The 23475-nt window shown below is 43.5% G+C and carries 20 protein-coding genes, 1 tRNA gene and 1 other annotated feature; of the genes, 3 read left to right on the forward strand and 18 right to left on the reverse strand.

The features are described 5' to 3' along the window. Positions 1-21: 21 nt before the first annotated feature. The 13 genes from yihA to ilvB all read right to left on the reverse strand — a co-directional run bounded on the left by yihA (position 22) and on the right by ilvB (position 17118). A complete protein-coding gene (gene yihA / locus AC0OMU_RS14655; RefSeq protein ID WP_003229621.1) occupies positions 22-609 on the reverse strand; it encodes a ribosome biogenesis GTP-binding protein YihA/YsxC in 588 nt (195 codons plus the stop codon). Beyond that, positions 606-2930: an endopeptidase La gene (lon, locus tag AC0OMU_RS14660; RefSeq protein WP_015384282.1), complete on the reverse strand. Its 2325-nt coding sequence runs from the start codon at positions 2928-2930 to the stop codon at positions 606-608. The genes yihA and lon overlap by 4 nt, the downstream gene beginning before the upstream one ends. Before the next feature lie 180 nt (positions 2931-3110). Then, positions 3111-4769, reverse strand: a complete 1659-nt coding sequence (gene lonB, locus AC0OMU_RS14665; protein ID WP_015483529.1) for an ATP-dependent protease LonB — start codon at positions 4767-4769, stop codon at positions 3111-3113. A 151-nt stretch (positions 4770-4920) separates the two neighbouring features. Continuing rightward, positions 4921-6183 carry an ATP-dependent protease ATP-binding subunit ClpX gene (gene clpX, locus AC0OMU_RS14670; RefSeq protein WP_003229613.1) on the reverse strand — a complete coding sequence of 421 codons (1263 nt, stop codon included), beginning with the start codon at positions 6181-6183 and terminating at the stop codon, positions 4921-4923. 277 nt (positions 6184-6460) lie between these two features. After that, complete coding sequence (tig, locus tag AC0OMU_RS14675) at positions 6461-7735, reverse strand: trigger factor (RefSeq protein WP_014477565.1); 1275 nt, start codon at positions 7733-7735, stop codon at positions 6461-6463. A 227-nt stretch (positions 7736-7962) separates the two neighbouring features. Then, complete coding sequence (gene ddcA / locus AC0OMU_RS14680) at positions 7963-8967, reverse strand: DNA damage checkpoint antagonist DdcA (protein ID WP_015483530.1); 1005 nt, start codon at positions 8965-8967, stop codon at positions 7963-7965. A gap of 118 nt (positions 8968-9085) precedes the next feature. After that, entirely contained in the window at positions 9086-9685 is a 600-nt protein-coding gene (gene leuD, locus AC0OMU_RS14685; protein ID WP_063335546.1) for a 3-isopropylmalate dehydratase small subunit, read from the reverse strand. Positions 9686-9697: 12 nt separating this feature from the next. Then, positions 9698-11116, reverse strand: a complete 1419-nt coding sequence (leuC, locus tag AC0OMU_RS14690) for a 3-isopropylmalate dehydratase large subunit (RefSeq protein WP_003229604.1) — start codon at positions 11114-11116, stop codon at positions 9698-9700. A 49-nt stretch (positions 11117-11165) separates the two neighbouring features. Beyond that, a complete protein-coding gene (leuB, locus tag AC0OMU_RS14695; RefSeq protein WP_015251530.1) occupies positions 11166-12263 on the reverse strand; it encodes a 3-isopropylmalate dehydrogenase in 1098 nt (365 codons plus the stop codon). Between the two features lie 20 nt (positions 12264-12283). Continuing rightward, the gene (locus AC0OMU_RS14700; protein WP_100506482.1) at positions 12284-13840 is read right to left on the reverse strand and encodes a 2-isopropylmalate synthase; all 1557 of its coding nucleotides are present in this window, start codon (positions 13838-13840) and stop codon (positions 12284-12286) included. Beyond that, positions 13827-14855, reverse strand: coding sequence for a ketol-acid reductoisomerase (ilvC, locus tag AC0OMU_RS14705; RefSeq protein WP_015384289.1), 1029 nt, complete (start codon positions 14853-14855; stop codon positions 13827-13829). The genes AC0OMU_RS14700 and ilvC overlap by 14 nt, the downstream gene beginning before the upstream one ends. A 23-nt stretch (positions 14856-14878) precedes the next feature. Beyond that, positions 14879-15397: an acetolactate synthase small subunit gene (gene ilvN / locus AC0OMU_RS14710; RefSeq protein ID WP_004399096.1), complete on the reverse strand. Its 519-nt coding sequence runs from the start codon at positions 15395-15397 to the stop codon at positions 14879-14881. Beyond that, positions 15394-17118 (reverse strand): acetolactate synthase large subunit, encoded by a 1725-nt coding sequence (gene ilvB / locus AC0OMU_RS14715; protein ID WP_015251528.1) that lies wholly within the window; start codon positions 17116-17118, stop codon positions 15394-15396. Before ilvB ends, ilvN begins: the two co-directional genes overlap by 4 nt. Before the next feature lie 121 nt (positions 17119-17239). Then, positions 17240-17486, reverse strand: a binding site (T-box leader). 446 nt (positions 17487-17932) lie between these two features. On the opposite strand from ilvB, the gene cotQ reads away from it, so the two are divergent. Together cotQ and AC0OMU_RS14725 are read left to right on the forward strand one after the other, a co-directional pair. Next, complete coding sequence (gene cotQ, locus AC0OMU_RS14720) at positions 17933-18268, forward strand: inner spore coat protein CotQ (RefSeq protein ID WP_015483533.1); 336 nt, start codon at positions 17933-17935, stop codon at positions 18266-18268. A 162-nt stretch (positions 18269-18430) separates the two neighbouring features. After that, complete coding sequence (locus AC0OMU_RS14725; RefSeq protein ID WP_047182984.1) at positions 18431-18886, forward strand: GNAT family N-acetyltransferase; 456 nt, start codon at positions 18431-18433, stop codon at positions 18884-18886. Between the two features lie 131 nt (positions 18887-19017). Here AC0OMU_RS14725 and AC0OMU_RS14730 read toward each other — a convergent pair whose 3' ends face one another. Beyond that, the gene (locus tag AC0OMU_RS14730; RefSeq protein WP_474222195.1) at positions 19018-20286 is read right to left on the reverse strand and encodes a Kelch repeat-containing protein; all 1269 of its coding nucleotides are present in this window, start codon (positions 20284-20286) and stop codon (positions 19018-19020) included. A gap of 218 nt (positions 20287-20504) precedes the next feature. Here AC0OMU_RS14730 and AC0OMU_RS14735 point away from each other — a divergent pair, with 218 nt between their 5' ends. Then, positions 20505-21326 carry a YsnF/AvaK domain-containing protein gene (locus AC0OMU_RS14735; RefSeq protein WP_474241260.1) on the forward strand — a complete coding sequence of 274 codons (822 nt, stop codon included), beginning with the start codon at positions 20505-20507 and terminating at the stop codon, positions 21324-21326. 63 nt (positions 21327-21389) lie between these two features. Here the strand turns inward: AC0OMU_RS14735 and AC0OMU_RS14740 are convergent. From AC0OMU_RS14740 to rph, 4 genes are all read right to left on the reverse strand, one after another. After that, positions 21390-21463: transfer RNA gene (locus tag AC0OMU_RS14740), tRNA-Arg, on the reverse strand. A 130-nt stretch (positions 21464-21593) separates the two neighbouring features. Next, positions 21594-22103: a metallophosphoesterase gene (locus AC0OMU_RS14745; protein WP_014664882.1), complete on the reverse strand. Its 510-nt coding sequence runs from the start codon at positions 22101-22103 to the stop codon at positions 21594-21596. A gap of 15 nt (positions 22104-22118) precedes the next feature. Then, positions 22119-22715, reverse strand: a complete 597-nt coding sequence (locus tag AC0OMU_RS14750) for an XTP/dITP diphosphatase (protein WP_015251523.1) — start codon at positions 22713-22715, stop codon at positions 22119-22121. Positions 22716-22727: 12 nt separating this feature from the next. Next, a complete protein-coding gene (gene rph, locus AC0OMU_RS14755) occupies positions 22728-23465 on the reverse strand; it encodes a ribonuclease PH (RefSeq protein WP_003246039.1) in 738 nt (245 codons plus the stop codon). Between the last annotated feature and the right edge of the window lie 10 nt (positions 23466-23475).

Consider the following 23475-nt stretch of genomic DNA (forward strand, 5'->3'; position numbering starts at 1 on the left):
ATAAAACCGGTAGAGGATTCTCTACCGGTTTATCATTTTTTTGATCGCTCCCCAAGCTTCGTCTTTTCCCTTTTTCGTTTCTGAGGAAAAGAGAATCAGCTCGTCTTCCGGATCAATATTTAATGTTTGTCGGACAACCTTCGCATGTTTGTCCCATTTGCCTTTCGGGATTTTATCCGCCTTTGTAGCGATAACAATAACAGGAATGCCGTAATACTTTAAGAATTCATACATCTGTACATCATCATTAGATGGCGCATGCCGCAAATCAACGATCTGCACCACAGCTTTTAATTCCTCGCGTGTCGTGATGTAGGTTTCAATCATTCTGCCCCATGCTTCACGCTCAGACTTTGACACTTTGGCAAAACCGTAGCCCGGCACATCCACAAAATGCAGCTCATCATTGATAATATAGAAATTAAGCGTTTGTGTTTTTCCTGGCTTTGATGACGTTCTCGCAAGATTTTTGCGATTGATTAATGAATTGATAAAAGACGATTTTCCTACGTTCGATCTTCCGGCCAATGCGATTTCCGGAAGCCCCCCTTCAGGGTACTGTTCCGGTTTTACTGCACTGATCACGATTTCTGACTTTGTGACTTTCATTTCTTCTCTCCTACTAAGGCATGTTCCAAAACCTCGTCTAAGTGGGACGCCAATATAAATGTCAGCCCCTCCCTGACGCTTTCCGGAATATCCTCTATATCTTTTTCATTATCTTTAGGCGCAATAATGGTCGTTAATCCCGCTCTATGTGCGCCAAGCGCTTTTTCCTTCAAGCCGCCGATCGGCAGCACGCGCCCGCGAAGCGTGATTTCCCCAGTCATGCCGACTTCACGCGAAACCGCCCGTCCCGTTAAAGCAGAAACAAGCGCTGTTGCCATCGTAATACCGGCTGACGGACCATCTTTTGGCACCGCACCCTCTGGTACATGTATATGAATATCATACTTCTCATGAAAGTCAGGTTCAATGCCAAGTTCTTCTGTTTTGGATCGCACATAGCTGAATGCAGCCTGAGCTGACTCTCTCATAACATCTCCGAGCTTTCCTGTCAGGATTAATTTCCCTTTCCCCGGAGAAAGCGATACTTCAATCGACAGCGTATCTCCGCCAACGGTTGTATAAGCAAGCCCTGTCACTACACCAACCTGATCCTCTGTTTCAGCTTGTCCATATCTGAAAATACGTTTTCCGATAAAGTCTTGAAGGTTCTTCTCAGTAACCGTAATCCGTTTTCGCTCTTCAGCAACAATGGCTTTTGCAGCTTTACGGCAAATCGCGGCAAGCTGGCGTTCAAGGCTTCTCACACCAGCTTCTCTCGTATAGTAGCGGATAATATCAAGAATCGCCTGATCACGCAGCTGCAGGTTGCTTTTCTTCAGCCCGTGTTCTTTGATTTGCTTTGGGAGCAAGTGATCCTTTACGATTTCAAGTTTTTCTATTTCTGTGTAGCCTGCGATATTAATAATTTCCATTCTGTCTCTGAGCGGGCCCGGGATTGTGGCCAAATTGTTCGCCGTTGCGATAAACAGCACTTTGGATAAATCAAAGGTTTCTTCAATATAGTGATCACTGAAGCTGCTGTTTTGCTCTGGATCAAGCACTTCAAGCATAGCGGATGATGGGTCTCCTCTAAAATCAGATGACATTTTGTCAATTTCGTCTAATAAGAAGACCGGATTCAGCTTGCCCGCTTTTTTCATCCCTTGAATAATACGTCCAGGCATTGCTCCGACATAGGTCCGTCTGTGTCCGCGTATCTCTGATTCGTCCCGTACTCCTCCGAGTGAGATTCTGACGAATTTGCGTCCCAAGCTTTTTGCAATTGATTTGGCTAAAGACGTTTTTCCGACACCCGGAGGTCCTGCCAAACAGAGAATCGGGCCTTTCAGGGATTTGGTCAGCTTCTGGACAGCCAAATATTCTAAAATACGTTCTTTTACTTTTTCAAGCCCGTGGTGCTCTTCGTCCAAGAGACGTCCTGCTTCTTTCAAATCAAGCTTATCATCTGTTTCATCCGTCCATGGAAGAGCAACCAGCCAGTCGATATAGTTGCGGATCACGGAGCTTTCCGCAGAACTTGACGGAATTTTTTCATATCTGTTCAATTCTTTAAGCGCTGTTTCCTTCACATGCTCAGGCATGCCTGCTTCTTCGATTTTTTCCGTCAGTGTCTGAACTTCGCCAGTTTTGCCTTCTTTATCGCCAAGCTCTTTTTGGATCGCCTTCATTTGTTCACGCAAGTAGTATTCCTTCTGCGTACGCTCCATCGAACGTTTGACACGCTGGCCGATTTTTTTCTCAATCTCCAGCACTTCTTTTTCATTATTAATAAAATCAATGACCTTGTTCAGCCTGTCTTTGACATCAGCCGTTTCTAAAATATCCTGCTTATCCTTTAGTTTAAGGGGCAGATGAGAAGCAACGATGTCTGCCATTCTCCCCGGCTCTTCGATATCAGTAACCGCGGCGTACGTTTCGGCCGAGATTTTTTTAGAAATTTTTATGTACTGATCAAAGTGGTCTAGCAAAGTCCGCATCAATGCTTCGTCTTCTGTATCTTTTGAATCATCTTCATGAATAAGTTGAATGTCTACCGACGTGTAATCCTCGTGTTCATTGTATTTGACGATATGGGCGCGCTTGAGGCCCTCCACCAACACACGAATCGTACCGTTCGGAAGCTTCAGCATTTGCTTAATTTTTGTATAGGTGCCGACAGTGAAAATCTCGTCTTCACCAGGTTCGTCTATCGAAATATCCTGCTGAGTGGCTAAAAATATCATATGATCATGCATCATTGCCTGTTCAAGAGCCTGAACCGACTTGTCACGTCCTACATCTAAATGCAAAACCATCGTCGGGTACACTAATAAACCTCTTAAAGGGAGGAGCGGGATGCTGCGTTTTAATTCTTCTGCCATGTGACTGACACCTCCGTGACTTTAGTATGAACCATTATAATACAACTTTTTCATCCTTGTACAATAAACGGCATGGTTCCATTTTCTATAAAACAGTCTCCTCGTAGTATACCCTTTCTTTCTGATATGAAAAAGGAAAAGATGTCCTTCATGAAAAAAACCCTATTATCAAAATAGGGTTTAAACGGATTCTTTATTGATTTCAATATGAAACGGTTTTTGTTCCGTTGGCGGATTCACTAAAATTTCATCAAGCACTTCCTGGAACGTCTTCACTGCAATAATCTTGATCCCGTCAATCTGCTTTAAGATCGCCTGCTGATTTTCATATGGGATAATCACCTTTTTCGCACCGGACTGCTTGGCCGCTTTTATTTTCGGAATGACGCCTCCGATGGGTTTCACAAGACCGTTCAGGCTGATTTCGCCCGTCATCGCAACGGTATTGTCAATAGGAATTTTGTGTATCGCCGAGAAAATCCCCGCCGCCATCGCAATGCCTGCTGACGGCCCATCAATTGGAATCCCTCCTGGGAAATTGATGTGAATATCATAATCAGAAGGCTTCATTCCCATTGTCCGGAGCACGGTTAATACATTTTCAACCGAACCCTTCGCCATGCTTTTTCGTCTGATTGATTTTGATTGGCTGCCGATGCTTTCTTCTTCAGCTATTCCTGTGATGTTAATTGATCCTTTATCTTGAGCCGAGGTTACACTCACTTCGATTTCCAGAAGCGATCCGCTGTTAGGCCCATAGACTGCAAGCCCATTTACAATGCCAACCTGTGGTTCAACACCGATTTTTTGCTCGTGCTTTGGAGTAAGCTGACTGGAGTGAATGACCCATTCAATATCCTCAATCGTAATGTCTTTCCGATTCTCCGTTACAGCCATCCCCGCTGCGATTTGAATCATATTGACGGCTTCCCGCCCGTTCCGCGTGTAGCTGGTCAAAAGATCCAGTCCTTCTTCGGAGATATTTTTTTCAATTTTATCAGCTGCTGTTTTAGCAACCGTTTTCAGCTCGTCCTTTTCAAGCTCGCGGAAAAAAACCTCCAAACAGCGGGACCGGATAGCTGGCGGAATTTCGTTTGGCATTCTCGTGGTCGCGCCAATCAAGCGAAAATCAGCCGGCAGCCCATTTTGAAAAATATCATGAATATGATTCGGAATTTGTGTATTTTCCTCACTGTAATACGCACTGTCTAAAAAGACTTTTCTGTCCTCAAGCACCTTCAGCATTTTATTCATTTGAATAGGATGCAGCTCCCCTATTTCATCAATAAACAGCACACCGCCATGGGCATGGGTGACAGCTCCCTGCTTCGGCTGCGGAATCCCAGCCTGTCCCATCGCTCCGGCCCCTTGGTATATCGGGTCATGGACAGAGCCAATGAGCGGATCGGCAATTCCTCTTTCATCAAAACGGGCTGTTGTCGCATCGAGTTCCACAAAGACAGCCTGCTCTTTAAACGGTGATTGTTTATGTTTTTTTGCTTCTTCCAACACAAGCCGCGCAGCAGCCGTTTTCCCAACTCCCGGTGGCCCATAGACAATCACATGCTGAGGATTTGGCCCGCATAAAGCAGCCTTTAATGCTTTAATGCCGTCTTCCTGTCCGACGATATCTTTAAAGCTTTTGGGGCGGACCTTCTCAGATAATGGCTCGGACAAGCTGATAGCGCGCATTTTCCGAAGCTGCTCCATTTCCTTCTTTGATTCTTTATCTATCGTGACCTTTTGTGTCCTTTGATTTTTAAGCAAATTCCAAAAATACAAACCGATGATGATCCCAAAAAACAGCTGAATAAATAACGCGATCCCTGTCCAACTCATGGTGGTCCCTCCTGAAAAACAATTTATGTATCCAATTCATTCCTCTGATTGCTAGTATCTCCCATAGAAGACGGGAATAAACGTTTTTCCAGAAGAGTTGCATGCAAAAAAACCTCCTGAGTGTTACCACTCAGGAGGTTTGTACTTATCTTTATGCAGATGTTTTATCTTGGCTTACCTCAGTGCCGTCTTTTAATAAGAGGCGAGGAGGCTCTCCGTGTGTCACAGTTGCCCCGGTGATTACACATTTTTCAATGTCATCACGAGAAGGCAGCTCAAACATCACATCAAGCATGATGCCTTCAATGATGGAACGGAGTCCGCGTGCTCCAGTCTTGCGTTCAATTGCTTTTTTAGCAATTTCAGAAAGCGCTTCTTCTTCAAACTCAAGCTCAACGTTGTCAAGCTCAAGCATTTTCTTGAATTGCTTAACAAGAGCGTTTTTCGGTTTTGTTAAGATCGCAACCAATGCTTCTTCGTCAAGCTTTTCAAGGCTTGCAATAACCGGAAGACGTCCGATAAATTCAGGAATTAACCCGAAACGAAGCAAATCTTCAGGAAGCACTTTTGAAAGAAGGTCTTCTTTCTCAAGATCAGCAGCTTTATTGTCGGCACCGAATCCAATCACTTTTTGGCCTAAACGGCGTTTGATGATTTGTTCGATACCATCGAAAGCTCCGCCGCAAATGAACAAAATATTTGTTGTGTCAATTTGAATGAATTCTTGATGAGGATGCTTACGTCCACCTTGAGGCGGTACGCTTGCCACTGTACCCTCAAGAATTTTAAGCAATGCCTGCTGTACACCCTCACCTGACACATCACGTGTGATAGACGGGTTTTCAGATTTTCTAGCCACTTTATCGATTTCATCAATATAGATAATGCCTTTTTCGGCTTTTTCCACATCATAATCAGCAGCTTGGATGAGCTTCAAGAGAATATTCTCTACATCTTCACCCACGTATCCAGCTTCAGTCAAAGATGTAGCGTCTGCAATCGCAAACGGCACATTTAAAATGCGAGCCAATGTTTGCGCCAGAAGGGTTTTACCGCTTCCCGTAGGGCCGATTAATGAAATATTACTTTTTGAAAGCTCAACATCATCAACTTTGCTGTTAGAGTTAATGCGCTTATAGTGGTTATACACAGCCACAGCAAGTGATTTCTTCGCTTGATCTTGGCCGATGACATATTCATTCAAAATTTCACGAATTTCCTGAGGCTTTGGTACGTCTTTAAATTCTACTTCTTCTTCTGTTCCGAGTTCTTCCTCTACAATTTCAGTGCAGAGTTCGATACATTCGTCACATATATATACACCAGGTCCAGCTACAAGCTTACGAACCTGATCTTGTGTTTTTCCACAGAACGAGCATTTTAATTGTCCTTTTTCCTCGTTAAATTTAAACATTCTTTCACCCCTTAATCTTGTCTCACTTTTTCTTTTACCGGCAGAGCAAAAGAAAATGATTCTTGAAACGAACGAGTATGTATTGCATTTTACCATACTTTCCAAAAAGACGGTAACAATGTGTTTCTGACTTGCACATTCTATATGTATGACAAAAAACAGCCCTGCATTAACTATATTGCCCCAAGAAAAAGAGATAACTCATAATTGTACAAAACAAGGCACGAATGATTCGCGCCCTGTTTTATTAGTACTATTACTATTATTATGCACCATATTAACGGTTTTCTACAAGAAAATCAATTGCTTTGCGAACTTTTAAATCTTCTTTCATCGCGTCAGTAGAACCGATGGCTTGTTTAATATTTTCAACAGGCATGTTGTATGCTTCAGCCATTTTAGTAAGCTCAGCATCAACTTCCTCATCTGATACTTCAAGGTTTTCCGCTTTCGCAATCGCCTCAAGAGTCAGGTTAGATTTTACGCGTTTTTCAGCATCTTCTTTCATTTGCTCTTTAAGCGCAGCTTCATCTTGACCTGAGAATTGAGTGTAAAGCTCAAGGTTCATGCCTTGCATTTGCAGACGCTGTTCGAATTCTTTCAGCATGCGGTCAAGCTCAGTGTCGACCATTGCTTGCGGAACGTCGATTTCAGCATTTTCAGAAGCTTTCAGAACAAGCTCTTCACGTAATTTAGCGTCAGCTTCGTTTTCTTTTGCTTCTTCCAGACGTTTCTTTGTTTTTTCAGTTAATTCAGCAAGTGTTTCCACTTCTTCATCGATATCTTTTGCGAATTCATCGTCAAGCTCAGGAAGCTCTTTCGCTTTGATTTCGTGAATTTTCACTTTAAACACAGCTGGTTTGCCTGCAAGCTCTTCAGCGTGGTATTCTTCTGGGAATGTCACTTCAACATCCTTTTCAGCGCCTGCTTCAAGACCAACTAACTGATCTTCGAAGCCAGGGATGAATGAGCCAGATCCTACTTCAAGAGAGTAGTTTTCAGCTTTTCCGCCTTCGAAAGCTTCGCCGTCAACGAATCCTTCGAAATCAAGAACAACTGTGTTTCCTTCTTCAACGGCGCCTTCTTCTTTTACAACAAGCTCAGCTTGACGCTCTTGAAGGGCTTTTAGTTCGTTTTGAACATCTTCGTCAGTTACAGTTGTGTCGTCTTTTTCAATGCCCAGGCCTTTGTATTCGCCAAGCTTCACTTCAGGTTTTACTGTTACTTTCGCAGTGAAGATTAAGCTTTCGCCTTTTTCGATTTTTTCAACATCGATTTCAGGACGGTCTACAGGCTCGATTCCAGCTTCTTCAACCGCTTTAGGGTATTCTACAGGAAGAAGAATATCCAAAGCATCTTGGTAAAGAGCTTCTACGCCAAAGCGCTGTTCGAATAATCCGCGAGGAATTTTACCTTTACGGAATCCAGGAATTGAAACTTGTTTTACTACTTTTTTAAATGCATCATCAAGTGCTGTTTTAAACGTTTCAGCATCAACTTCAACCGTTAAAACGCCTTCGTTGCCTTCTTGTTTTTCCCATTTTACAGACATGTGTTTCCCTCCAAAAATCTATTCAGGTTGTGTCGGTCTTCCATTCTAAAGCAATCATTCGGCTTCGTCCAACAAAAACAAAGCTGCCAAAGATCAGAATCATTATGTATAGATGTTAATAATGAACTGCAAAGCCTGTCCAACCGTATTTCTTATAACCCGTTATACACAAATACAACCACTATATTATAACATAACACATAGCGCTTTCAACTATATGGCGCGATTTACAAATAAGAAATTTCTTCAATATCTTTTAACATTGTGCAAGCTTCATCGAGTTCTCTGTCTGTAAATTCATACATCATATGAAGTTCTTCGCTTTCAATTTCAATCCCGTGCATCTCGTAACCGACTTTATGAAGGGCAGCCGCCCAAAGGTCAGCCGACAGCAATTTCGGCTGGAACGGATATAAAACGTACAAATGTCTTCTCCACAATTCTTCTACTGCCGCATATAAGGTAGGATTTTCATTTCCAAGTGTCTCATCCAGCACCCTGAGAACACGGTGCAGAATCGGGGCGGCATCAGGCGGAACAATCTCAGACGGTTCAATTGTCAAAGACTCGCCAAATTTACTAATGTGCACAGGTTTACTGTACTCATGCTCAGCCAATAGCATGACAATCATCGTTTTGATAATCGGATGGGCTGAGGGGTCTTGGAGAATTGTTTTGAGCAATCCTGTATACTTTGCTACGTTACGGTCTTTTAAGGAATGAATGAGATTCATTTGCTCCTCAGGGCTTGCCAGCACTTTCTCGGTGTCAATTGTATCCTCATATTCTTCGGCCCAAGCCTCGTCCTCACGATCCGGATCGGTCATTTTCCGGCTGAAATCCAGCAGCTTATAAAATTGCTCGGCGCTTTCTGCCGGCAGCTGATTTTCTTCCAAAACGGCTTCAATGGTGCTTTTGACTTCTTCATATTTTTTGAGCTGAATTAAGATGGTCATGTACACCTGCAAAACCGTAAAATAATGGCCATAACCTTCTTTGAGCATCTTCTCGCACACGCTTTTTGCCTCTTCCAGCTCGCCCAGCTCTAAAAAGCAGATGGCCATCCCTAAGTGAAGATCGGATTCAGTATCATCATATTTCATCGCTTCTGAAAACAGTTCAAGCGCTTCTTGATACTTTTTTTCCTTTAGTGATGACATCCCTTTTTCCACAAGGCGGTCTTTCAGATGAGGAAAAGGAATAATTTTTGCGTTCTTCTTGTCATGCGTCATACCTATATTCCTTTCAGGCATTTATTTTGTTCAAGTGTATCAACACCTGTGAACAAACACAAGAATTGAAAGGTTTCATTAGGCAAAAAAAGCCGCCGGACAAATACCGGCCGCTTTTTCAGGCTTGAAGCCAAGAGCTTCTTTGTGATTCAAATTGCTTGATTTCATCCTCCAGCAGCAGCGTTAATGAAATTTCATCATATCCGTTGATCAGCATCTCTTTCCAATGCGGATCAACTTCAAATGAAATTTGATTGCCTTCACTGTCATGAATCAGCTGATTTTCAAGGTCAACAGTCATTTGCAATGACTTGTTTTCATACTGGCCGACAAGCTGTTTCCAATTGTCATATGGCATGCGGATCGGAAGCATGCCATTTTTAAAGCAGTTCTGATGGAAAATATCAGCAAATGACGGTGCAATGATAATTTTAAACCCATAATCATCAAGTGCCCACGGAGCGTGTTCACGCGATGACCCGCAGCCGAAGTTTTCTCCCGCTATTAAAATGGAAGCTCCTTGATAAACAGGCTGGTTTAATTCAAATTCAGGGTTCGGTTCACCATTCGCATCATATCTCCAGTCAAAGAATGCAAAACGCCCGTAGCCTGTTCTTTCAATCCTCTTCAAAAATTGCTTAGGAATAATCTGGTCTGTATCCACATTGATCCGATTTAATACGGCCGCTTTCCCCGTATGTGATTTCAAAGGTTCCATCTCGCGCACTCCTTACACAACTGTTTTTTCCTGATAAAACTTTCTGACATCAACGAAGTGTCCGTGAATGGCAGCCATCGCAGCCATTGCCGGGCTGACGAGATGTGTTCTTGCACCTTTTCCTTGTCTGCCCTCGAAGTTGCGGTTAGAGGTTGATGCACAGCGCTCTCCCTCAGGAACAACATCATTATTCATACTCAAACACATGCTGCAGCCTGACTCTCTCCATTCAAATCCAGCCTCCAAGAAAATCTGGTCAAGCCCTTCTTTTTCAGCCTGAAGCTTCACGCTTTGGGATCCGGGCACGACGATGGCCCTTACGCTGTCAGCTACCTTCTTCCCCTTGATCATATCAGCAGCCTGGCGAAGGTCAGTCATGCGGGAATTCGTGCAGGAACCGATAAATACGTGCTCCACTTTAATGTCTTCAATTTTCTGATGAGGAGTGAGTCCCATATATTCATAAGCGCGAATCGCTTCTTTTTTGTCATCTTCTGCAGAAAAGCTTTCCGGCGCAGGAACTTCAGAATCGACAGGAAGAACCATTCCCGGGTTAATGCCCCATGTCACCATAGGGGAAATTTTGTTGCCGTCAAGGACGATAGATTTATCGTAAACAGCGCCCGGGTCTGTGCGCAGCGCCTTCCATTCCTCTACGGCCTTGTCAAATTCTTCGCCTTTTGGCGTGTACTTGCGATTTTTGCAATATTCAAACGTCACCTCGTCAGGTGCAATCAAACCTGCTCTTGCTCCTGCTTCAATTGACATGTTACAAACAGTCATTCGTTCATCCATCGTCATATTTCTGAATACTTCCCCAGTGTATTCAATGACGTAGCCTGTGCCGAATTTCACACCGTATTTGCCGATGACAGCAAGGATGACATCCTTTGCCGTTACCCCTTTTTGAAGCGTTCCATCTACGCGCACTTCAAGTGTTTTTGGACGCTGCTGCCAAAGTGTCTGTGTGGAAAGGACATGTTCAACTTCACTCGTCCCGATACCAAATGCAAGAGCGCCGAATGCGCCATGTGTTGATGTATGACTGTCACCGCACACAATCGTTTTCCCCGGAAGCGTTAAGCCCAGTTCAGGGCCGACGACATGGACAATCCCTTGATCCACACTGTGAAGATCGGCAAGGCGCACGCCAAATTCCTCACAGTTTCTTTCAAGCGCCGTTACTTGGCGTTTCGCAACTTCATCCTTTATCTCAAAACGATTGACAGTCGGGATGTTGTGGTCCATTGTCGCAAATGTATTTTGGGGTCTTCTGACCTTTCTTCCCTTTTGTCTCAAGCCTTCAAATGCCTGAGGAGACGTCACCTCATGAATGAGGTGCAAATCAATATAGAGAAGATCCGGCTTTCCCTCACCATGTTTTACAATATGCTGATCCCAAATCTTTTCGATGATTGTTCGAGGCATCATCTTTTATTTCCTCCCTCTACCTAGAGCTAAGACCGCTTAACGTAAGCTGTCACACATTAGAAATTGTATTTTCACTCATGATTGCTGCCTTAACTTCCTCTGTAATGGCCTGAGTGCTGCTGAACTCTTCACCCCGTGCCAAGTCTCTTGTTCTTTTTCCGGAAGCCAAGACTTTGTTTACCGCATCTTCTACAGCTTTCGCTTCCTCTTCAAGCCCGAAAGATGTTCTCAAAAGCATTGCCGCTGACAATATGGCTGCGAACGGATTTGCCATCCCTTTACCAGCAATATCAGGCGCGGAGCCATGAACAGGTTCAAACAGATGAAGACCAGAGCTTGATAGGCTGGCTGACGGGAGCATTCCGAGCGAGCCTGTAAGCATGGACGCTTCATCGCTTAAAATATCACCGAACATATTTTCAGTCACCACGACATCAAATTGATTCGGTGCATAAATTAGCTGCATGGCCGCGTTATCCACAAGCATGTGCTCAAGCTTCACATCAGGAAACTCTTGTGCAACGTCCTCAGCCACTTCACGCCACAGCCGGCTTGATTCAAGAACATTCGCTTTATCTACAGAGGTCACTTTGCCTTTTCTGGCTGCCGCCATTTTGAAGCCCTCTCTGATCACCCGTTCAATTTCCGTTCGCTTATAAAACAGTGTATCTACTGCTTCCTGCTCACCTTCAGTGTTTACATAGCGTTTGCTCGGCTGGCCGAAATACAAGCCGCCTGTGAGCTCACGAACGATAACGAAATCAACATTATCTATATATTCTTTTTTCAAAGGCGAAGCGTCAGAAAGGCTTTCAAATACCTTCACAGGCCGCAAGTTCGCAAACAAATCAAGCTGTTTTCTGATGCTGAGCAGCCCTTTTTCCGGTCTCAGTTCCGAAGGATTTTGATCCCATTTCGGTCCGCCGACAGCGCCAAGCAATATCGCGTCTGCATTTTTACAAGCAGCAACGGTTTCCTCCGGGAGGGGGTTATGATGTTCATCAATAGCCGCCCCTCCAATCAGGCCATATTCAAATTCAAATTCATGGTTAAAGCGTTCGGCAACACTTTTCAGTACGTCTGTCGCTGATTCTAATACTTCAGGGCCGATCCCGTCTCCGGGCAATAGAGCAATACGTTTCTTCAAGTTAACCGTTCTCCTTTCTTTTATGATCCGACAGCTGTGTGGTTTTTCAACCCACTCATATTCGACTGGAAAACCAATTGACGGTTTACTGCGTTCAAATAAGCTTTCGCTGATGCTTCTAATACGTCTTGCGCTATGCCCCGCCCTGCTGATTCTTTTCCGTTCACCAAAACTCTTACATACACCTGGGCAAATGCATCTTCGCCTTTTCTGTTAGACTGAATGCGGTAGTCTAAGAGCTCCACATCCTTATCGATGCAGCGCTCAAGCGTATTGTAGATTGCTTCCACGCTTCCAGCTCCAGTTGCAGCTTCCTGAATAAGCTCTGCGTTTTCTTGATTTTTCAAAGAAAGAGTAGCCGTAGGGACCTGACTTGTTCCGTAATGTACTTGCAGAGAAAGAAATTCATACCCAATCTTGCGATCTGTTACTTTTTCTTCTAAAATAAGAGAAACAAGATCCTCATCAGTGATTTCTTTTTTCTTCTCAGTCAACTCTTTGAACATCGTAAAGAATTTATTAATCTCTTCACTGTCAAATTGGAATCCTAAAGCAGTCAGCCGGTCTTTAAATGCGTGGCGTCCGGAATGTTTACCTAGGACAAGCGCATCTGCGGTTACGCCGACAAGCTCCGGTGAAATAATTTCATAAGTCGATTTTTCTTTTAAAAAGCCGTCCTGATGGATGCCTGATTCATGAGCAAATGCATTATCTCCAACAACCGCTTTGTTGCGCGGGACAGCCATGCCTGTCAGTTTGCTTACTAAATCACTTGTTCTCTTAATCTCGTTTAGTGTAATACCTGTTTCGACTTGGTAGAAATCTTTTCTGGTATGGAGGGCTACGGCAATTTCCTCTAATGCTGCGTTTCCGGCTCTTTCACCGATCCCATTCACAGCGCATTCGATTTGATCAGCGCCATTTTCAATCGCAGCAAGAGAGTTTGCGACTGCCATTCCTAAATCATCATGACAGTGGGCTGAAAGCTTTGCTTTGTGAATGTTCGGAACGTTTTCCTTCATATATTTAAAGATATTTCCGTATTCCGCCGGGGCCAGGTAGCCGACAGTGTCTGGAAGATTGATAACACTGGCGCCTGCGTCAATCACTTTCTCGACGATTTCTGCTAGAAACGGCAGTTCAGTGCGGCAGGCATCTTCAGCTGACCATTGCACAATCGGAAAACGTTCTTTTGCGTATTTCACCATTTCAACCGCTCTTTCAATGACTTGCTCACGTGTCATTTTCAGCTTGTGCTTCAAATGAATGTCCGATGTGGCGATAAAAACATGAATTCTCGGGTGAGAACCTTCTTTTAACGCTTCCCAAGCAGCATCAATATCACCTTTTACACAACGGGCCAGACCAGTTACTGAACAATTTTTAATGGTTCTTGCGATTTCCTGAACAGCTAAAAAGTCACCTCGGGACGAAGCGGGAAATCCCGCTTCAATGATATCTGCCCCGAGTCTTTCGAGCTGCTTAGCTATGGCAAGTTTCTCCTGTGTATTCAAGTTCACTCCAGGGGACTGTTCACCATCACGAAGCGTCGTATCGAAAAAATTAATTTTGCGCAACGGAGACCACCGCTTCCTTCTTCTTGCCTTGTTTCACAAACGGCATCATTTCACGAAGCTTTCTTCCCACTACTTCGATTTGATGTTCGTTCTCGCTTGCATTGATAGCGTTGAAACGAGGACGGTTTACTTGGTTTTCGACGATCCACTCTTTTGCGAATGTACCGTTTTGGATATCTTTTAATACTTCTTTCATAGATTCTTTTACTTTAGCGTCCACAACGCGAGGGCCTGATACGAAATCTCCCCACTGTGCTGTGTCAGAGATTGAATATCTCATTCCTGCAAGTCCTTCTTCATACATAAGGTCTACGATTAATTTCAGCTCATGAAGACACTCGAAGTATGCAAGTTCAGGCTGATAACCTGCTTCAGTTAATGTTTCAAATCCTGCTTTGACAAGCGCGCTTAATCCGCCGCAAAGAACTGCTTGCTCACCGAACAAATCTGTTTCTGTTTCTTCTTTAAATGTCGTTTCTAGTACGCCCGCTCTTGCGCCGCCGATTCCTTTAGCATAAGCGAGGGCTTTGTCTCTTGCTTCTCCAGTCACATCTTGATAGATTGCGAACAATGCAGGTACGCCAGCTCCTTGCTCATATGTTCTTCTGACCAAGTGTCCCGGGCCTTTAGGCGCCACTAAGAATACATCTACATCCGCCGGAGGAACAATTTGATGGAAATGCACGTTAAATCCATGAGCGAATACTAATGATTTTCCTGCTGTCAATTCATCTTTGATTTCAGCTTCGTATACTTTTTGCTGCTGCTCATCCGGAAGCAGAACCATGATGATTTCGGCTTGGGCTGCCGCTTCTTTTACTGAAAATACTTTATGTCCGTCTTCTTGGGCTTGAGTGAAAGATTTTCCTTGTCTAACACCGACGATCACGTCTACTCCGCTTTCTTTAAGGTTCAGGGCATGTGCGTGACCTTGCGAACCGTACCCGATAACCGCTACTGTTTTTCCAGTCAATACGTTCTCTTTGATATCACCGTTATAATATACTTTTACCATTTTAATCTCTCCCTTGTTATGTTTTATACAATAGATATTGTTTTATTGGATGACGCCTTTTGCTGGGTTCCCCTCGCAAAAGCCGTTGTACCTGTTCTCGCGATTTCTTTAATGCCATAAGGTTTTAATAATTCAATAAGCGCTTCAATTTTGTTAGATTCACCTGTCACCTGAACAACGATGCTGTCTCTGCTGACATCAACGACAGAGGCTCTAAACGGTTCTATGATTCCATTAATCTCTGTTCTCGTTGAAGGTGCGGAGACAACCTTGATTAAGGCCAGCTCCCTCTGGACAATCGATTGATTTGTGATGTCTGTGACTTTCAGCACATCAATCTGTTTGTTGAGCTGTTTCGTTAACTGTTCAACATCATTTTCTCCTTCAACGTGAACGACGAAGGTGATTCTGGAAACGCCGGCTGTTTCTGTGTGTCCAACTGTAATGCTTTCAATGTTGTAATGCCTTTTTGTGAATAGACCGGTGATCCGGTTTAACACTCCGGAGCGGTTCACCACAGTCAATGTGATAATTCTTTTCAAGGTTTCACCCCCACCATTTCATGCAGCCCTTTCCCCGGAGCCACCATCGGGAATACTTTTTCTTCGCTGGCAACCCGCACATCAATGACAACAGGTTCTCTTGATGTTAATGCCTCTTCCAGCTTTTCCTTTGCTTCCGCTTCTGATGAAATTCTGATGCCTTTAATGCCGTACGCTTCGGACAATTTGACGAAGTCAGGCTGAGAAGCGAATTTAGATTCTGAATAACGTTCTTCATAGAAAATTTCTTGCCACTGTCTGACCATTCCGAGACAAGCGTTATTTAAAATCACTACCTTAACCGGAAGATTTAATTCGCGAATAACATCGAGTTCTTGAAGCGTCATTTGGAATCCGCCGTCTCCGACAACCGCGACCACAGTAGCATCTTTTTCGGCCAGCTGGGCGCCGATCGCCGCCGGAAGACCGAATCCCATCGTTCCAAGTCCGCCTGACGTGACCCATTTATCTGCTTTTTGGAACGGATAAAATTGCGCTGACCACATTTGATGCTGGCCTACATCCGTTGCGACAATGGCCTCTCCTTTTGTAAATTGATGAATATATTCAATCAATTTCTGAGGTTTAAAACCTTCTTCTTCATTATCTACATACCAGAGCGGATACTCTTCTTTCCATTCTGCGAGCTGTTTTTTCCATTCGCTTGAATCGCTTTGTTTGCCGTCTTGTTTGATCAGCTCCTGCAGGACAATTTTGCTGTCTCCGACTACAGGAATCTGTGTTTTCATGATTTTTCCGATTTCAGCTGGATCAATATCGATGTGGGCAATCTTTGCGTTTCTGGCAAAGTGTTTCAGGTTTCCTGTGACACGGTCATCAAAACGGGCGCCGATACTGATTAATAGATCACATTCATGAAGGGCCATATTGGCTGTATAAGTACCATGCATTCCCGCCATCCCTAGGAAAAGCGGATGGTCAGCCGGGAAGCCTCCGAGTCCCAAAAGGGTGTGTGCCACAGGGATTTGCTGCTGTTCAGCATAATTTTTTAATTCTTCTGACGCTTTTCCGTGCAGTACGCCCGCACCCGCCAGGATCACCGGTTTTTTCGCACTGCTCACGGCTTCCACAAGCTTGCGGATCTGCAAATAATTCGGCTCTGTTGTCGGCTGGTATCCCGGGAGATTCATCTCATGATCGTAGCTGAATTCTCCTTCAATTGTTGCTACATCTTTCGGAATATCAATCAATACAGGTCCGGGTCTTCCAGTTGTTGCAATATGGAACGCTTCTTTAATGATGCGCGGCAGATCTTCCGGCTGGCGAACCTGGTAGCTGTGTTTTGTTACTGGCATCGTAATCCCTAAAATGTCCGCTTCCTGAAATGCATCGCTCCCGATTACAGAGGTTGCTACCTGCCCTGTAAAGACAACTAACGGCAATGAATCAATCATGGCATCAGCAAGGCCTGTAACAAGGTTTGTCGCTCCCGGGCCTGACGTGGCAATGACGACACCCGGTTTTCCGGAGACTCTTGCGTATCCCTCCGCTGCATGAATTGCGCCTTGTTCGTGACGGGGAAGGATATGTACCAACCCTGAATTGTATAGCTTATCGTAAATCGGAAGCACAGCCCCGCCCGGATAACCGAAGATCATTTCTACTTTCTCTTTTTTTAATGATTCAATCAGCATTAATGCTCCGCTCATCGTCTGTGTACATTTGGCAGATGCTGAATCCACCTGTACATTAGTCCCCATTTTAGTTCCTCCTTTTGGATTTTCATCCTTTAAAGATCATCTTTTCATTAGCTAGATAGCTGATTATTCAATAAAAAAAGCCCTTCCGCCCACAATCAGCCGCGCAGTAACTGCGATAGCTAAAAGGGGCGAAAAGGCTTTTCTTTCCGCGGTACCACCCTTGTTTACGGCCTGTTAATCGGCCGTCTCATGGATATTTCTATCCGCTTTAGTAACGAGTGAATCAAGTTCACCCGGCCAAGTCCTACTGTCATTTCAGACTGGCACTCTGAGGCGAGTTCACCTTGTAAAGCTTCGCCGGTTCTCAGCTACCCCGGTTCTCTGTGGAAAGCTTTTTCAAGGCTACTTATCCTCATCTGCGCTTTTCATATTCAGCCTTCGGAACGGCTTTCCAGCTGTTCAAGAAGGTCGTTTGTTTTTCATTTTTTTAGAATCATACTGCGATGATTTTCGCTTGTGAAGCTTGCGTTTATCTTTTGTTGAACTCATATTACGCCGCTTTGGACGCAGTGTCAACAGCATTTTTTAAAATTATTAGACAATTTTGATTAATCAATCTATATTGTATACGCTTTCATGATTGGTACAAAAGGAATCGCAAATGTTAAAAGTTTTTATAATTTTTTTATTAATCTATCAACAATACACCAGAATTATTTAATTTTAAATAAATATGTAAGATTTTATAACACGCTACGGTTCGTATATGGATTGAGTCTGACAGATCATATTGCAATCCATTTCAATTTCGGATAGGCACCCCTATTATTCCCCGGCATACATTAATGGTATCTTGCAAAGAAAAGGTGATACGATGAATAAATCATTAGCAGACATGCAAGGATTCCCTGCAGGCTTTCCAAGCTTCCCGAGCTTTCCGCAGCAGTACTATCCTGCTGTCCCTGCCTTTTACCAGCAAAGCCATCAGCCATTTGGAGGCTACGGATACGGACAGCCGTTCAGCCAGGCATATAGCCCGTTGACCACTCCCTCTGCTATGTACTCCTCTTATCCATACACTTCAGATTTTTTCGGGCAGCAATTTTCAGGCACTGGCTTCAGCGGCCATAGCGGCGGGTTCAGTATTCCGGCGACACACGTCGGCGGGTTCAGCGGAACAGCCGGTGTGCATGGAGGCTTTAGATATTAAAGAAAACTACAAGGGCCGAACAACGATTTCGGCCTTTTTTTCTTTCAAGCATCTTCTGCAACTCATACATTCCAAAAGTGCTTCAATACTGTCAGATTTTCTGTCTTTATAGTTGGAAACAGGATGGAATATGATTAAGATGAATGTTTGAGGAGGAATAAAATGTATATAAAAATAGATGATTTAACTGGACATCAGGTGGTTTCACTGGTGAATGAGCATTTACATAGCATGACGCTTATGTCCCCGCCGGAAAGCATCCATGCCTTAGGTTTAGAGAAACTAAGAGGCCCTGGAATAACATTTTGGAGTGCATGGGAGGGTGATGAACTAGCCGGTTGCGGAGCGCTAAAAGAACTGGACAGCCGGCACGGAGAAATCAAATCAATGCGAACATCTGCATCACATTTAAGAAAAGGCGTTGCCAAACAAGTTCTCCAGCATATCATTGAAGAAGCTGGAAAGCGAGGCTATGAGCGGTTAAGCTTAGAAACGGGTTCAATGGCTTCATTTGAGCCGGCAAGAAAGTTGTATGAAAGCTTCGATTTTCAGTACTGTGAACCGTTTGCAGACTATGTTGAAGATCCAAACAGTGTGTTTATGACGAAGGAATTGTGAGACTGCTTTATGAGGATAGATAGGTGCAGGGGAAGGTCTGTCTATCTCTTACCGTTTCCCTTCTAAAGTTTAATAGAGTAAGTCAACAAGAACCATCCAACATTGCATTGGATGGTTTTTGGATGGATGGTTTATTTATATTTATTTACTTCGTACATCAAGATGTTTTTAAACACAACATAATCCTTTTTACTTTCAAAAGGCCCTTTGTTGTTGTCATGCTCATCTATTTCATAAAAGCCTGGTCCCTCTCCGGCATCACGCTGCTTGTACCATTTGAGGAATCCGTTCACTTCTTTCATAGACAGCTGATATTCTTTTTGCAAACCGTTTACCATGGTGACAACAAGAAGGGCGTCTCCGTCTTCTGCTGAGTTATCCTCAGAAGGTGTTGTTGATCCTTTATCCTTATCTCCCGGAGTTTCCTCCGAATCGGATGGTATGTTTAAATCCTTGAGCGAAATAGATATAACTGATTTAATTTTAGCATTTGCATTATCACCAAAACTTCCACCAAAACTGGAGTTTTCTTCTCTTCCACCAATTACGTAAAGTGTATCATCAATAATGGCAGAAGAATGCGCCATTCTGTATAGCGCTTTCGGATTTGTCACTGCTGTAACTGATTGACTTTTAGGATCGTACACCTTAATTCGGTTTACACCTCCAGTCATCAAAATTTTCCCTTTATAAGCAAGCGCAGAATAATATCCTGCTGTGAATCCTTTACCATTTTCTGCCCATGTGTCTTTTTCTGGATCATAAACATAAACGATTTGGGGAATATAATGCGTTCCGCCAAGAATATATAGTTTATTATCAATTACTGCAGTAGAAGCTCCTGTTACTTCATAATTTAAATTCTGTTTTTTCTCCCATTTTTTCGTTTCGAGATCGTAACTGTAAGTCGTTGCATATCTAGAATTTTCATAGGCCACAACATATATTTTCTTTCCTATAGCTTCTGCATAAATCTTATAAGCTGGAACTTTATTATTTCCAAAGGGAAGATCATCTAATTTTTCCCATGTATCTTTTTTTGGATCATAAACTTCTACTGTCTTGACAACTCCATCGTTTGACCTTCCACCCATGACATAAATTTTACCGTCAACTGTAACTGTTGCAGCACCTCCCCTCTCTGTGGGCATGTCGGCTTTTCTTGTCCATTCATTTGTTTTAGGATCATAGACAAACGTTTGATTCCCATAAGTATCTGGTTTTACAGTTCCGCCACCTATCACATATATCTTTCCATCTACTACACCGCTGCTTGCGCCGACACGCGGCTCAGGCAAATCTGCTCTTTCTTTCCATTCAACTGTTTCCGCGCTAACTGTTTGGAGCGATTGAAACAGCGCAATAACAAATAAGAAAAAAACAACGAACCATTTTTTCAAAAGAAAACACTCCTTTATTTAATTGTTTCACATAACAAATATCGGCAAGACTATGAATTTTTTCATATCTTTTCCTGTATATTCATTTTTCAGGAAACTCTAATTAAAGTTTTCTCTAAAAAAACTCGGATGTTTTCAATTTTGTTTAATCTAAAAAACAGCGGGAATTACAAACGACATGAACGATATAATGCAAATTCATAAAGGAGGAGATTGATATGAAAAGCATAGTTGGTGTATACGATACCCCGCAGGAAACCATCGCAGCGATTGAAGGCTTACTCACAAAAGGCTATGATTCTGATGACATTTCTGTTGTGACAAGCCGGCGAGATACAGATTATTTGGAGTCACGTACAGGAACAGAAGTCAATCAAGCCATCGATGCACATCAAGACGAATCTGAATCTTTTTTCGATAAACTGAAAGATTATTTCACAATGGATGATACTGCTACACACAGCAAAGCATTATCCGAATTGGATATTAAAACGGATGAAATAGACAAGTATCAAGAAGATTTGGACGACGGAAAACTTCTGGTAGCCGTCGATACAGATGCAGATGTAAATGCTCCTATTGATAACGGCAATGCCCTTTCAGGCGGCTTTTCAAGCACAAATGAATTGGATTATACAACGAAAGAAGAAAAAACGATGCCGCTCCGGGAAGAACAGCTGAAAGTCGATAAGGAAGACGTTCAAACCGGCGAAGTAGAAATAGGAAAAGAAGTGAAAACAGAAAAAAGAGATATGGACATTCCTGTGAGACATGATGAAATTTATGTCGAACGCCGTCCAGTGGATGAAAATAAAACGGACGCTGCTCCCGTCAACGATTCGGAAGAGATTAGAGTTCCAATCGTTGAGGAAAAGCTGGAAGTGACTAAAAAACCAGTTGTCACTGATGAAGTGGTTGTCGGTAAACGCACTGTTGAAGAAAATGAACATATTTCTGAAACTGTGAAAAAAGAAGAACCTCGTCTGAATAAAGACGGAAAAGTTGACGGCTTGGATGATGATCCGTTAAATAACAAATGAAAATCATAAGCTGACAACAAAAAACCTCAAATCCTAAATGGATTTGAGGTTTTTCTTTTAGTACGTCCCAGGAGAGATTCGAACTCCCGACCGACGGCTTAGAAGGCCGTTGCTCTATCCAGCTGAGCTACTGGGACACGTTTTGTTTTTTTGTTTTTCGCTTTAACTATCAGCGACAAGATTTATTATATATGGGATGCAACAATAAGTCAACGGTTTTTTAGATTTTTTTTCATGAGGAAGAAAATTTTCTTCCTCATGACATTTTCATAGTGTGACTCGGTTTTGCAGATCCTCAATTTCATTGCCTGCTTGGTCGTAAAAACGGACTGTCGCAGCATCATTTTCTAATGTCAGTATAGCATAGCTTTCTGTCCTGCGCACCCTCGGAAGCCGGATGCTGCCTGGGTTAATCATCAGTTTGCCCCGCAGCACTTCGCTTCCCGCGATGTGCGAATGCCCGAAGCAGATAATATCCGCTCCGAGCTCCTCTGCACGATAGTATACGTTTAACAAGGTCTGTTTTATACCGTGAAGGTGGCCGTGTGTGACCAGTATTTTTCTTGAACCGGCAGTCAGAAGAAGCTCGTCCTTAAAATCGCCGGCAAAATCGCAATTGCCTTTTACAACCGCATAAGGCTCCAATGCAGGATGCCCCGTTTCAAGCTCAGAGTCCCCGCAATGAATCATGAGATCAACTTCTGCCTCATGCCGTTTCGCAATGGTTTGGAGTTCTTCTTCAAGCCCATGGCTGTCACTGATAATCAGCACGTTCATGTACAAGCTTCCTCCTTATGCCTCCAAAAGCTTAGACAGCTTTTTAAGCGCGTCAGCCCTATGGCTGATTTTATTTTTTTCATCACTTGTCAGTTCAGCCATTGTCTTATCTTTATCTTTCACGATAAAGATTGGGTCATAGCCAAAGCCATATTCTCCTCTCGGTTCTTCGGCAATATACCCTTCAACATGGCCTTCGACTGTTTTTGTTTCCTCACCGGGAATACTCACGGCCAGTGCGCAGCGGAAACGGGCGGTGCGCTGTTCTTTTTCGATACCTTTCAGCTCGCTGAGCACTTTTTCGATATTTGCCTGGTCGTCTTTCTGTTCCCCTGCATAGCGGGCTGAATAAACCCCGGGTCTGCCGCCAAGATTATCGATTGATAGACCGGAGTCGTCCGCAATCACCATTTTGTTCACTGCTTTGGCAACAGCTTCCGCTTTCAGAATGGCATTTTCTTCAAATGTATGGCCTGTTTCTTCAATTTCTTCTGTGAATCCAATTTCAGCTAAAGATTTGACATCATAGCCTCTTGGCTCAAGAATTTCTTTGAATTCCTTCACTTTTCCCGGATTATGTGTCGCAATAATTGCTTCTTTCATGATGATCAAGCCTTTCTGTCTTTATTTCAGTTCTGGCAGAGAATCACCCAGCACTTCTTTTTGCTTGTCAATCAGCTCTTGAATTCCTTTTTCCGCAAGACCCAGAAGACCGTTCAGATCCTCTCTTGAAAAAGTCGCCTCTTCCCCGGTTCCCTGCAGTTCCACAAAACGGCCGCTGCCTGTCATGATGACATTCATGTCAACTTCAGCGGAGGAATCTTCTTCATAATTTAAATCTAACAAAATTCCCTGTTCCTTATCAATTCCAACAGAGATTGCAGCAAGAAAATCAGTGATCGGATTTGTCTTGATTGTTCCTGCTTTGATCAGCTTGCCAATCGCAATCGCCATAGCAAGAAATGCGCCTGTAATGGAAGCTGTTCTAGTTCCTCCGTCAGCTTGAATGACATCACAGTCAATCCAAATCGTCCGTTCACCGAGCTTTTCCAGATCTACAACAGCTCGAAGCGCGCGGCCGATCAGGCGTTGGATCTCCATTGTTCTGCCGGAAATTTTCCCCTTAGAAGATTCTCTGATTGTTCTTTGGTTTGTTGCCCGCGGCAACATGCTGTACTCTGCTGTAATCCAGCCTTTCCCTCCGCCCCGCAAAAACGGCGGTACGCGGTCCTCAACAGACGCGTTGCAGATTACCTTTGTATTTCCCGCTGTTATTAGAACAGAACCTTCCGGATGGCTGATAAAATCCAAATCGAATGTGATTGGACGCAGCTCATCGTGTTGTCTTCCGTCATGTCTCATGTTTTACCTC

Source organism: Bacillus sp. FAU18, assembly GCF_056033885.1.